At 38.7% G+C, this 12745-nt stretch carries 10 protein-coding genes; 6 read left to right on the top strand and 4 right to left on the bottom strand.

Annotation, left to right across the window (positions count from 1 at the left end; genetic code table 11):
• Positions 1-47 precede the first annotated feature (47 nt).
• Positions 48-2243: a polyribonucleotide nucleotidyltransferase gene (pnp, locus tag ACFILY_RS05905; RefSeq protein WP_375637597.1), complete on the top strand. Its 2196-nt coding sequence runs from the start codon at positions 48-50 to the stop codon at positions 2241-2243.
• 74 nt (positions 2244-2317) lie between these two features.
• Complete coding sequence (locus tag ACFILY_RS05910; RefSeq protein ID WP_375631078.1) at positions 2318-3313, top strand: class I SAM-dependent methyltransferase; 996 nt, start codon at positions 2318-2320, stop codon at positions 3311-3313.
• A 19-nt stretch (positions 3314-3332) separates the two neighbouring features.
• Here the strand turns inward: ACFILY_RS05910 and hslU are convergent, their stop codons facing one another.
• Positions 3333-4643 carry an ATP-dependent protease ATPase subunit HslU gene (gene hslU / locus ACFILY_RS05915; protein WP_375631079.1) on the bottom strand — a complete coding sequence of 437 codons (1311 nt, stop codon included), beginning with the start codon at positions 4641-4643 and terminating at the stop codon, positions 3333-3335.
• Entirely contained in the window at positions 4644-5225 is a 582-nt protein-coding gene (gene hslV / locus ACFILY_RS05920; RefSeq protein WP_012754621.1) for an ATP-dependent protease subunit HslV, read from the bottom strand. It abuts the gene before it with no gap.
• Positions 5226-5445: 220 nt separating this feature from the next.
• Here hslV and ACFILY_RS05925 point away from each other — a divergent pair, with 220 nt between their 5' ends.
• The 4 genes from ACFILY_RS05925 to ACFILY_RS05940 all read left to right on the top strand — a co-directional run bounded on the left by ACFILY_RS05925 (position 5446) and on the right by ACFILY_RS05940 (position 9984).
• The gene (locus tag ACFILY_RS05925) at positions 5446-6435 is read left to right on the top strand and encodes an asparaginase (protein WP_375637596.1); all 990 of its coding nucleotides are present in this window, start codon (positions 5446-5448) and stop codon (positions 6433-6435) included.
• Positions 6436-6557: 122 nt separating this feature from the next.
• Complete coding sequence (gene coaA / locus ACFILY_RS05930) at positions 6558-7556, top strand: type I pantothenate kinase (protein WP_273790598.1); 999 nt, start codon at positions 6558-6560, stop codon at positions 7554-7556.
• Positions 7557-7569: 13 nt separating this feature from the next.
• Positions 7570-8943 carry a M17 family metallopeptidase gene (locus ACFILY_RS05935; RefSeq protein WP_375631081.1) on the top strand — a complete coding sequence of 458 codons (1374 nt, stop codon included), beginning with the start codon at positions 7570-7572 and terminating at the stop codon, positions 8941-8943.
• A gap of 153 nt (positions 8944-9096) precedes the next feature.
• Positions 9097-9984, top strand: coding sequence for an NlpC/P60 family protein (locus ACFILY_RS05940; protein WP_375637609.1), 888 nt, complete (start codon positions 9097-9099; stop codon positions 9982-9984).
• An 877-nt stretch (positions 9985-10861) separates the two neighbouring features.
• On the opposite strand, the gene mutT is transcribed toward ACFILY_RS05940, so the two are convergent.
• The gene (gene mutT, locus ACFILY_RS05945) at positions 10862-11275 is read right to left on the bottom strand and encodes an 8-oxo-dGTP diphosphatase MutT (protein ID WP_375631082.1); all 414 of its coding nucleotides are present in this window, start codon (positions 11273-11275) and stop codon (positions 10862-10864) included.
• A gap of 125 nt (positions 11276-11400) precedes the next feature.
• The gene (gene argJ / locus ACFILY_RS05950) at positions 11401-12633 is read right to left on the bottom strand and encodes a bifunctional glutamate N-acetyltransferase/amino-acid acetyltransferase ArgJ (RefSeq protein ID WP_273790600.1); all 1233 of its coding nucleotides are present in this window, start codon (positions 12631-12633) and stop codon (positions 11401-11403) included.
• Positions 12634-12745 lie beyond the last annotated feature (112 nt).

Here is a 12745-nt window from a genome sequence, read left to right on the forward strand (position 1 = left end):
GAATGTAAGCAATCAAAGATTTAAACACTGGTCATTAAGGATAAAAAATGTTCAAAACGCACAAGATAGAAATTGAATGGGCTGGGCGTCCTCTCACCCTTGAGACAGGGAAAATAGCGCGTCAAGCTGATGGTGCAGTGATTGCTACCTATGGAGAAACTATTGTCTTAGCAACCGTTGTATCGGCCAAAAACCCAAAACCAGACCAGGACTTTTTTCCACTCACTGTTAATTATCAAGAAAAATTCTATGCTGTTGGTAGAATACCTGGGGGCTATTTAAAACGTGAAAGTCGACCAAGTGAAAATGAAACTTTGGTTTCACGTTTGATTGATCGCCCAATTCGTCCCCTTTTCGTTGAGGGATATAAAAATGATACACAAGTTATTGTTTCCGTTATACAGCATGATCTCGAAAACAATCCCGATATCCTTGCGATGATTGCATCTTCTGCCGCATTGACCCTGTCAGGTGTTCCTTTCATGGGACCTATAGCTGGTGCACGCGTTGGCTATTGTAATGGACAATATGTTCTTAATCCTCATATCGATGAAATGCCTGAATCAAAACTTGATCTTGTTGTTGCTGGAACAGAAAGTGCTGTTTTGATGGTTGAATCAGAAGCACAAGAATTACCGGAAGATATCATGTTGGGGGCCGTGATGTTTGGTCACAAAGGCCTTCAACCTGTCCTTGATGCCATTATAAAGCTTGCTGAAGTTGCTGCAAAAGATCCTCGTGATTTTGTTCCTGAAGATCTTTCTGAACTTGAAAAAGCGATGCAGAAAATGGCAGAACAGGATATACGAAAGGCTTACACAATTACTGATAAGCAAGAACGTTATGCTGCAATTGATGCACTAAAGACAGAAATCCTCAATAAATTTATGCCAGAAACAGAAAAAGACTGTCAATTTAGTACAGATCAAATTGCAACCGTATTTAAACAGTTGCAAGCAAAAATTGTTCGTGGGAACATTCTTGATACCCAAAAGCGGATTGATGGACGCAATCTTTCTACCGTGCGCCCTATCCAATCAGAAGTAAGTATTTTACCCCGCACACATGGATCAGCTCTCTTTACCCGCGGAGAAACACAAGCTATTGTCGTTGCAACACTAGGAACTGGTGAAGATGAACAATATGTTGATTCCTTAACGGGAATGTATAAGGAAACATTCCTTCTCCATTACAATTTCCCACCATTTTCAGTGGGTGAAACGGGACGCCTTGGTTCTCCTGGTCGTCGTGAAATTGGACATGGTAAATTGGCATGGCGGGCAATTCACCCCATGTTGCCAACGAAAGAATCTTTTCCTTATACCATTCGTGCTGTCTCAGAAATCACTGAATCCAATGGCTCTTCTTCTATGGCAACGGTTTGTGGAACCTCACTTGCTCTTATGGATGCTGGTGTTCCTCTAGCACGCCCTGTTGCTGGTATTGCTATGGGCTTGATTAAAGAAGGAGAACGCTTTGCTGTTCTTTCTGATATTTTAGGGGATGAAGATCATCTTGGAGATATGGATTTTAAAGTCGCAGGAACAGAAAATGGTATTACTGCCTTGCAAATGGATATCAAAATTGATGGTATTACCGAAGAGATTATGAAAATCGCGCTTGAACAAGCCAAAGGAGGCCGAATCCATATCCTTAATGAGATGGCAAAAGCTTTAACCAGTGCACGTGCTGAGCTGAGTGAATTTTCTCCACGAATCGAAGTTATGAATATTTCTGTCGATAAAATCCGTGATGTTATCGGCTCTGGTGGTAAAGTTATTCGGGAAATCGTGGAACAAACTGGAGCAAAAATTAATATTGAAGATGATGGTACCATTAAAATTGCTTCTGCTGATGCTAAAACCATTGAAGCGGCAAAACGCTGGATCCATTCTATTGTCGATGAGCCTGAAGTTGGTGCTATCTACCAAGGAACAGTTGTAAAAACTGCAGAATTTGGTGCATTTATAAACTTCTTTGGTTCTCGTGATGGACTCGTTCATATCTCTCAGCTTGCATCAGAACGCGTCAGCAAAACAACCGATATTGTAAAAGAAGGTGACAAAGTTTGGGTTAAATTAATGGGCTTTGATGAGCGTGGAAAAGTTCGGTTATCAATGAAGGTCGTTGATCAAACAACCGGAAAGGAAATCACCGGTGATAAAGCGATAAATGAAGAAAAGTGCGTGGATGAAAAAAAACAACCTGAAAATAAGCGCCGCCGTAAGAAAAAAGAAGAGTAAGTTTTTCTTCTTATCGTATCATGAAATGCCATCCCAATATTGGAGTGGCATTTTTTTCTTTGAAAGAGTCATATGTGTTATTATTTTTGCCTTTTGAAAATCATGAACTCCCGTATCCTGATCCAAACCAGTGTTGGCTAAGTTTTGGTTTAACAGAAATCCCAGCTCAAGAATGGGCACAAAATTTAAGAGTTATTACGCCTTGGCGACCAGATTTTTTAAAATTTGTCGATACTCAATTTCACTGCTCTCCTCAAATAGATAAAACCTTCAGCTATGATGGTGCATTTTTACATTTGAGCAAATATCGTGGTTTGAACCAAAATTGTTTTCTTGATTTATTAGAATGCGTTAAACCCAATGGATGGATTGTAATCAGTGGGAATAAAACTGTTGGAGCTGCTTCAATGATGAAATGGGTCAAAACAATTGTTCCCATCACCAATAAATTATCTAAAAATCATGGTCTTGTATTTTGGTTGCAAGTTCCTCAACAAATTGAGAGACATAACATTGCGCAATTGCGCTCACCACCGCTCACTTTTGGTAATTTTCAAACCGCTTCTGGTATGTTCTCACACGGACGTATTGATCCAGGATCTGCTGCGCTTGCGTCTTATATGTTCAAAGTTATTTCTGGAAAAACGGCTGATTTTGGTGCTGGATGGGGCTATCTTTCTCACGTTGCACTTGAAAGAAGTGAAAAACTCACCGCTCTAGACCTTTATGAAGCCGACTACAACGCTTTGAGAGCAGCAAAACGGCACCTTAAATCCATAACAGCTCCTTTTCCAATTCATTTTTATTGGCATGACCTTGTACATGAACCTATCACAAATCTATATGACACAATCATTTCAAATCCACCGTTTCACACACAACAAACGACAGATGTTTCATTAGGAAAAAATTTTATTATAAATGCTGCAAAGTGCTTAAAACCAAGCGGCAGTCTGCTTTTTGTTGCAAACCGCCACCTGCCTTATGAAACATTATTAAAAAATATTTTCCGCACAGTGTTGATACATGAACAAGCCCATGGTTTCAAAATTATCGAAGCGCGCAGATAAACAAAACAAGCAATAACTTTCAAAGAATAAAACGGGAAAGATCGATATCAGCAGCAAGCTCGCCAATAGATTTTCTTACGTAAGCAGCATCAATTTTAAACGATGTTCCAGCTTTATCTGGCGCCGTAAAAGAAATCTCATCCAAAACGCGCTCCATCACTGTTTGCAAACGACGTGCCCCTATATTTTCAATCCTTGCATTTAAATCTACAGCAATATCTGCTAAAGCATCAATTGCATCATCGGTAATTTCCAAATGAACCTCTTCCGTTGCCATAAGAGCAATATATTGTTTAATCAAACTGGCTTCTGGTTCTGTTAGAATGCGTCGTAAATCTTCCCTTGTTAAAGGATTGAGCTCCACACGGATGGGCAAACGTCCTTGAAGTTCCGGTAATAAATCAGATGGCTTGGAAACATGAAATGCACCTGAGGCAATAAAAAGAATATGATCTGTTTTGATTTGCCCATATTTTGTAGCAATTGTTGTTCCTTCCACCAAAGGCAAAAGATCACGTTGAACGCCCTCACGCGAAATCGCAGCACTGGCTCCACCGTCTCGAGTTGCAATTTTATCAATCTCATCAATAAAAACAATACCATCATTTTCAGCAACACGAAGCGCCTCTTGAATAATTTGCTCCTGATCAAGGAGTTTTTCAGATTCATCATCAATGAGCGGTTTAAAAGAATCCTTTACCGTCGTCTTACGGACTTTTGTACGACTGCCCATTTTGCCCAAAATATCTGATAAATTCATAATACCCATTTGTGCCCCAGGCATACCAGGAATATCAAAGGTTGAAGCACTATTGCTATTATTATCGGCGACTTCAATTTCAATCTCTTTCTCATCCAGCTCACCTTCACGCAATTTTTTACGAAAACTATCACGGGTAGCAGGACTTGCTGTTTTACCAACAAGGGCATCTAAAACGCGCTCTTCAGCATTCACGTGAGCCTTTTCTTTTATTTCATCTCGTTTCTTTTCACGTACAAGAGAAATGGCAATTTCAACAAGATCTCGAATAATTTGCTCAACATCACGTCCCACATAACCAACTTCAGTAAATTTCGTCGCTTCTACTTTAACGAAGGGTGCTCCAGAAAGTTTTGCTAATCGACGTGCGATTCCTGTTTTACCAACACCTGTTGGCCCTATCATTAAAATATTTTTTGGCATAACTTCTTCACGCATCGGCTCATCAAGCTGTTGCCTACGCCACCGATTGCGCAATGCAATAGCTACAGAGCGTTTGGCATCATTTTGGCCAATAATAAAACGATCAAGTTCAGAAACAGTCTCACGAGGGGAAAATACAACACACATTTAAATAGCTTTCTCTAAAGAAGATAATTCTGCATCCAATGTTTCAATCGTAAAATGATCATTGGTGTAAACACAAATTTTAGCGGCAATAGCCATAGCTTTACGAGCAATAGTTTCTGCATCCAAATCCAAATCCATGAGTGCACGCGCTGCTGAAAGAGCAAAATTTCCTCCAGAGCCAATTGCCATAACCCCATCTTCTGGTTCTAAGACATCACCAAGCCCTGTTAAAGCCAAAGTTACTTTCTTATCAGCCACGAGCATCATTGCTTCGAGACGACGCAAATAGCGATCTGTTCGCCAATCTTTTGCAAGTTCTACACAGGCACGCATAAGCTGATCAGGATATTGTTCAAGCTTTGTTTCCAATCTCTCCAGTAATGTAAAAGCATCTGCCGTAGCACCTGCAAAACCAGCAATAACCACTCCGTTCTTTCCAAGACGACGCACTTTACGTGCATTGCCTTTCATAATTGTCTGTCCAAGAGAGACCTGACCATCACCGGCCATCACGACTTTTCCACCTTTTCGTACCGTAATAATTGTTGTACCATACATTATGTCTGGCTTATGTTCTGTCATAAGGAAACTCCTTAATATTAACTTTACTTTTTAATATTGATTTCTTTTCATACAATGTAAAACTCAATTACTATTGTCCTATTTAAGAACATATACAGCAAAACACAATGATTCAGCATAACTCAATTTGTTGAAAATGGAAAAATGATATCATTGTTGTCAATGTAAATTACTGCTAAATAGCTTTATATAAACAGTTTGTGCTTTTTAGAGGAAAATTATGAAAAAAATAGCCATAGGGACCTTAGGTGGAACAATTGCAATGACTGCTGATAGTTTTGGTCACATGCAACCGACTTTAACTTCAGATAACCTTATAAAAAGTGTTCCTGATTTAAATAACGTTGCTGATATTCATGCACAAACATTAATGCAAATACCAAGTGGATCTTTATCGTTTCAAATGCTTTTTGAAATAATTAAGTGGGCAAAACAACAAATAAACGCTGGTGCAGAAGGTATTGTTTTAACACAAGGGACTGATACTCTGGAAGAAACAGCTTTTTTTCTTTCTCTTTATTGGAAGGAGGCTGAACCACTCATCATAACCGGCGCTATGCGCATGCCTCATGAAGCAGGCGCGGATGGCCCCGCCAACATTTTAGCAGCCACTCGTGTCGCAGCAGCCACACAAAGTCGTAACAGGGGCGTTCTCGTTGTCATAAATGATGCAATTCATTCACCTTATTGGCTCTATAAAAGCCATACCGTCAAAGTCGAAACATTTCAATCAGGTCTTGCAGGTGTTTTAGGAACTATTTTAGAGGGAAAACTTATTTATTTCAATGATCGAAAATTTTTTCCGACAACGTTTGATCTTCCCCAAAATCATGATCATCAAATTGCACTCCTCTATTCCTCTTTATCATCTGGTGCACAATTAATGAAACTATGCCTTGAAAGTGGGTATTATGCTGGAGTTGTTATTGCTGGTTTTGGTGCGGGGCACTGTAGTTTTCAAGAAGCAGACCTTGTACAACAATATGCACAAAAAATACCAATCATTATTGCTAGTCGTTGTTGTAATGGCTCAACAACTCGTATAACTTATGGCTATAAAGGCTCCGAAATCGATATGATTGCTTCTGGTGCTCTCATGTCTGGTTATTTATCAGCCGTAAAAGCGCGTCTACTTTTATGGGCTTTTTTGGCGCAAGGGCACTCATTAGCACAAATCCGTGCAAACTGGAATGACTGGACTATAAGTTAATGAAAAATGATCTATTATCTTAAAAGAAGAGAGCATGCAAAACAAAATTTATTTGAAAATAAAGCCGCTCTTCTGTCTGCTCTTAATCAATTGCTGCTGCAAAAAAATCTCGACAAATACAAATGATTGATACAACTATACAAAAAATTAATCAGAAAGATAATCTGGTCAAATCTGTTTCTGACCGATATTCACCCTATCGTGTTTTTACTGCACAAGAATGGTCAGAGTTTCGTGAAGACACACCTCTTACTTTGACTTTTGATGAAATTAAGCGTTTACGCTCTATTGATGATCCTATCGATCTTAAAGAAGTCCAACGCATTTATCTTTCTTTATCGCGTCTGTTATCATGCCATGTTGAAGCAGTACAGGAACTTTTCCACAAACGTCAGCAGTTTCTCCATCAAGAAGAGAGTAGAAAAACGCCCTTTATTATTGGAATTGCTGGTTCTGTAGCTGTAGGAAAATCAACCACGGCTCGCATTCTTCAAGAACTGTTGAAACGTTGGACATCTAGTCTTAAAGTTGATCTAATCACAACGGATGGTTTTCTCTATCCTAACGCAATCTTACAGCAAAAAAATCGTATGAATCGTAAAGGATTTCCTGATTCCTATGACATTAAAAAGCTGCTGTGCTTTCTTTCGGCTATAAAAGCAGGTATCGGAAATGTCCGTGCCCCACTTTACTCACATATGACCTATGATGTTCTAGAAAATCAGACAATTACCATCGATCGTCCTGATATTTTAATTGTTGAAGGTATTAATGTATTACAGGTCAGTGATCTTCCTAAAGATGGAAAAGCTATTCCTTTCGTATCAGATTTTTTTGATTTTTCAATCTATGTCGATGCCGAAACAGAAGTCATTCGTCACTGGTATTTGGAGCGCTTTAAACGTTTGCGTAAAACAACTTTTCAAAATCCTGAATCCTATTTTCATCGTTATGCCCACCTCAATGAAAAAGAAGCCTCAAAAATCGCTGAGGATCTTTGGCAAACGATTAATTTAAAAAATTTACAGGAAAATATATTGCCAACACGACCACGGTCCAATCTCATTCTACGAAAGGGAAAAAATCATTTGGTCGAATATGTCGCACTTAGACGACTATAAGGATCTCATAACTATGCAGCACCACCACATTCATTTTACCTCAACGCGTATCGATAACAGTTGCCCTATCATCTTGGTAAACCAAAGAAATCTTGCTAACTTATCACTTGATGCGTCAACAACAGCATGGATAAAAGTTAATGACTTTACTGGAAAAGCGGGACAAATACTCTTTGTTCCTCACGAAACGGGGCATTTAAAAAAAGTTTTATTTGGAATTGGCAATAATAGCGATCCTTTTATCACAGGAGTTCTTGCTCAAAAACTTCCTGCTGGTCAATGGCATTTAGAAGGTACAACCTCTGATGAAATAAATACCTATCTTGGATTAGCATTCGGTAGCTATCAATTTAATCGCTATCGTCAAAATTCTTCTTTCAAATCATTATCCATCCATGTCAATGAGGCCGTTGATCTTAATGAACTCCAACGAATTTATGAAGCTGTCTTTTTCGTCCGTGATCTCATTAATATTCCAGCCAATGATATGACCCCTGATGCTCTCGAAAAAGAAGCTCGAAAACTAGGAAAAACCTACGGTGCTCACATCAAAAGTATTTGTGGAGATGATCTCTTAACACATAACTTTCCGATGATTCATGCTGTAGGACGAGCAGGCAGCACTGCACCACGACTGATTGAGTTACTCTGGGGGAAAGAACATCATCCTAAAATAACGTTGGTGGGCAAAGGCGTAACTTTTGATACTGGAGGACTCGATATTAAATCAGCCAATAACATGTTGCTTATGAAAAAAGACATGGGGGGTGGAGCAAACGTTTTGGGATTGGCTAAACTTATCATGGATGCAAAATTGCCTTTCCGTCTACGTGTTTTGATTCCAGCTGTAGAAAATGCAATTTCTGCGAATGCTTACCGACCAAGTGATATCCTTAGAAGTCGTAAAGGTTTAAGTGTTGAAGTAGGTAATACAGATGCTGAAGGGCGCCTTGTCCTTGCCGATGCACTCGCCTATGGTGATGAAGAAAGTCCACAATTCATGCTTTGTATGGCTACTTTAACAGGGGCAGCGCGTATAGCATTAGGACCAGATCTTCCCGCATTTTATTGTAATGATTCAATATGGGCACAACAAATTTCTGAATCTGCTCACGCTGTCTTTGATCCTCTTTGGCAAATGCCCCTTTGGAAACCTTACCAAGAGATGTTATCATCACCAATTGCTGATCTTAACAATGTAACTGGAAATAGCTTTGCTGGTTCTATAACAGCTGCTTTATTTCTTAATTCTTTTGTTGAAAAAGCTGAACATTTTGCGCATTTTGACCTTTATGGATGGATTCCAAAAGAAAAACCAGGATACCCTATTGGTGGATCAGCACAAACTATTCGTGCCCTTTATAATATTTTTAAAAATGAAGTTTGACACACAATATTCAAAAAAATAGACAATTTTGCAGCTTAAAGAATAATTGGTCTTACACAGTGTTCTTAGTTTTGTTTGAGGATAAAAATCTTACCAATACAGCTTTCATGAGTTTGTTTAAAGGTAAGAAGTAACAAAATGGAAAGCAAAAAGATGATCTCTAAAGACCCAAGACTTCATGCATTCAGAGATGATCTAGCAGATCAACGTCTTGAAACAGAAATTACAGCTCAGCGCTTTGTTCAAGGTGAAAAAAGACGTGTTAATACAGCGGTCGCTGGACTTTTTAAAGAAAATAGTAAAAAAAGTGAAAGACAAACAGAATGCTTATTCGGAGAAGAACTTCTCATTTTTGAACAAGGGGAAACAATGTCGTGGGGACAATCACTCAAAGATGGTTATGTTGGTTATATTGATACAAAAGTTCTTTGTACATCAACCATAAAACAAACGCATGTGGTTTCAGTACCACGTACATTTAAATATTTACACGCTGACTTACGTGGACCAATAGTGTCCCCTTTATCTATGGGAAGCAAAGTCAGTGTTGTTGATGAAATTGAAGTCCGTGACACAATGTATTCTATTCTTGAAAATGGAACAGCAATCATTACGAGTCATCTCAGCCCCATTGGACGCGTATATGAAGATTATGTCACAGTTGCAGAAACCTTTATCCGTACACCTTATCTTTGGGGTGGTGTCAGCGGTTTTGGAATTGATTGTTCGGGACTCATTCAGCTCTCTATGATGATGACCAATCAAATAGTTTTACGTGATACCGATATGCAGCAAGAAACTATAGGCAGTCCTCTTACAGATACTGATAAACTTCAACGAGGCGATTTAATTTTTTGGAAAGATCATGTTGCTATTATGGTCGATCACGCAAATATTATTCACGCAAATGGTTTTTCTATGGACGTTATGATTGAGCCATTGGAAAACGCAATTACGCGTATCGCTAAAAAAAATCAATATCCCATCGCAAAACGCCGTCCAATTCAAGAAACTTCATACATGCCTCCTATAAAAAATTAATTGAATGTTTTATTATACAATATATTGATTTATAAGGATAATTATCCATCATTCACTCTGCGTCAAGCATTCTAAATATCGTAAAATTTTTTATTTCAAATCTGTTTTTATGTTGGATCAATCAAAGCCGCTTGTCTGTTCATCACAAGCGTAATTGATGTATAAGTAAAAATGATTATGAAAAGAAAAATATTCCTTCTGAATGCCCTCAAATGCCAAGAGCTATCGTAATATTGGGACCAGCTTACTTCTTCATAAGCGTAAAGATAGTGGCGCTCAATAGATTTTACATTATTTCCATAGGGGCTTTAACGTTATATCATTCCGGGCACCATCGCGAAATGGGCTTTGGAGCATTGCGAGGTGCCTCTTTTAAAAAAGCTCGTGAATATGCAACACAATGCCATTCTACATTACGTAAAGAACGTACCCCTCTTAATCAAAAGCAACATTTTTTGAAATTTTTCCTATTATCGATATCTCATGAAATAAATACCCCTTATACCTCTCAGTGCACCCAAACCCATCTCACAATGATACACGTGAAAAGTATAACATACATTGTCTACCACTATCTTTATACTTATGAATCGTGTAAAGACATCATTATACACTTTGCCAATTCTCAATGTTGCGATAACCCTTGGCTATTGGAGAGTGTTCTTTCAGCACGTATTTTATTTCTTTCTTAAATAATTTTATCCACATAACCCTCCCCGCTTGGAACGTGCAAAAGAATGGTTTTGATTAATTTAACATAAAACAGATTTGAAATGAGAAAGTTTTTTACGACTCTGGACTTCCCCATTCAACATAAAAAATTATAAATTATCATTTTAAATCAATATATTGAATTATATTTTCTTCTTATAACACATTAAAGAAGATGATTTTTCAATACCTGAACCAATGGTTTATCAGCATCAGGCATAGAGTATTTATCAAGATCATTAATAAAAACCCATTCTAAATTTTGCCCCTCTCGTCCTTGCGCAACACCCTCATAATGGTCACAAAGATACAATGGCATTAAGAGATGAAATGTTTTATAGTTATGACTTGCAAATGTTAAAGGGTGTAAATTATTTGGTTGAACATAAATACCAAGCTCTTCCTCTAATTCACGAATCAATGATGCTTCCGGAGTTTCACCTTGCTCAACCTTGCCACCAGGAAACTCCCATAAACCAGCCAGTGATTTTCCTTCAGGACGCTGTGTAAGCAAAACACGATTATTCTGATCGAACAATGCGCATGCAACAACAAGAAGAATAGAACTTTTCATACACATATCACTCCCCAATAGGGAACATAAAAATAACTGACTTTCCTATCATATCCCCTCTGCTCCTAAAAGAGCTCACATACCCCATTTGCTCTGAAAAATAATAAGCTGTTAAATATAAAGTGCATCCATTAACTTCTGTAATCGCTATTGATCATAACGTACTCTTTTGTTAAATCGCAAGACCAAACCGTCGCCGTGCTCTTACCCAAACCGATATCAACACGAATTGTGATGTGTTTACCTTGCATATAAGCACCTATTGTCTCTTCACAATACTCAGGATCTCGTACGCCATTCACGGCCACACGATGCTCACCAAACCAAATCGTCAATAGATCACGATCGACTTCAACACCGGCCTTCCCAACTGCCATAACGACCCGCCCCCAATTCGCATCTTCACCGGCAATAGCCGTTTTTACGAGCGGTGAATTTGCAATTGATAAAGCAATAGTTTTAGCTGCATTGTTTGTTGTAGCGCCCATCACATTAACCTCAATTAAATGACGAGCACCTTCACCATCACAAACAACTTGTAGTGCAAGTTCATGCAGAAGTGCACTCAATTGTTTCACAAAAACCCTATAACGCGGATCAGATTTACTTGTAAGACATGGAAAATGTTCTTTTCCTGTCGCAAACAACATAAGCGTATCTGAAGTTGAGGTATCGCTATCAACAGTAATTGAATTGAAAGAACCCTCAACTGCCTCTGATAACATGGATTGGAGTGCATCCGAAGAAATAGTCGCATCACTAACCACAAATGACAGCATTGTCGCCATATCTGGTGCAATCATACCAGAACCTTTTGCAATTCCATTAATGGTAACACGCTCTCCCCCACAGTCAAAAGTGCGCGTCGCAAGTTTTGGAAATGTGTCCGTTGTCATTATGGCTTTTGCAGCTTCCAACCAATTGCCCTCTTCTGCTGTCTCTGCCATACTTGGTAAAAGATTGACAATACCCGATGCATCCATTGGCTCACCAATAACACCCGTAGAAGCTATAAAAATTTCATCTTCTCTAACCTTTAAAGCGTTCGCTGCTGCACAAATAATTGCATCGGTTGTGTGCTTTCCTTTGCTTCCTGTAAAAGCATTTGCATTTCCAGAATTCACAACAACGCCCCTCGCAACCCCATGAGGAAGCGATGCACGACAATGCTCTACAGGGGCAGATGGACATTTTGAACGAGTAAAAACACCGGCCACACTCACTGGCTTATCGAATATGATGAAAAGAAGATCTGTACGATCTTTATATTTAATCCCAGCTTCAGCTGTTGCTATCCGTACACCAGATAATGGAGAAAGCTCTTGGATCTTTTGAGGCGACAAAGGAGAGATTTTCAAAACCACAATATGCTTTCTATAAAAAAATGAAATGATTGCAGATCAATAACCTCTCATAGAAAACTGCTAGGCTTTTTGAACAAAACTAACCTAGCAAATTATCTATTAAAGAGGCTAT

Source organism: Bartonella sp. CL25QHWL (genome assembly GCF_042195335.1).
Classification (GTDB): Bacteria; Pseudomonadota; Alphaproteobacteria; order Rhizobiales; family Rhizobiaceae; genus Bartonella.

Coding starts and splice junctions, on each gene's coding strand:
- coaA (WP_273790598.1), top strand. CDS start 6,558: ATGATTGATACAACTATACAAAAAATTAATCAGAAAGATAATCTGGTC.
- mutT (WP_375631082.1), bottom strand. CDS start 11,275: ATGTGTATGAAAAGTTCTATTCTTCTTGTTGTTGCATGCGCATTGTTC.
- ACFILY_RS05925 (WP_375637596.1), top strand. CDS start 5,446: ATGAAAAAAATAGCCATAGGGACCTTAGGTGGAACAATTGCAATGACT.
- hslV (WP_012754621.1), bottom strand. CDS start 5,225: ATGACAGAACATAAGCCAGACATAATGTATGGTACAACAATTATTACG.
- ACFILY_RS05935 (WP_375631081.1), top strand. CDS start 7,570: ATGCAGCACCACCACATTCATTTTACCTCAACGCGTATCGATAACAGT.
- ACFILY_RS05940 (WP_375637609.1), top strand. CDS start 9,097: ATGATCTCTAAAGACCCAAGACTTCATGCATTCAGAGATGATCTAGCA.
- hslU (WP_375631079.1), bottom strand. CDS start 4,643: ATGTGTGTTGTATTTTCCCCTCGTGAGACTGTTTCTGAACTTGATCGT.
- pnp (WP_375637597.1), top strand. CDS start 48: ATGTTCAAAACGCACAAGATAGAAATTGAATGGGCTGGGCGTCCTCTC.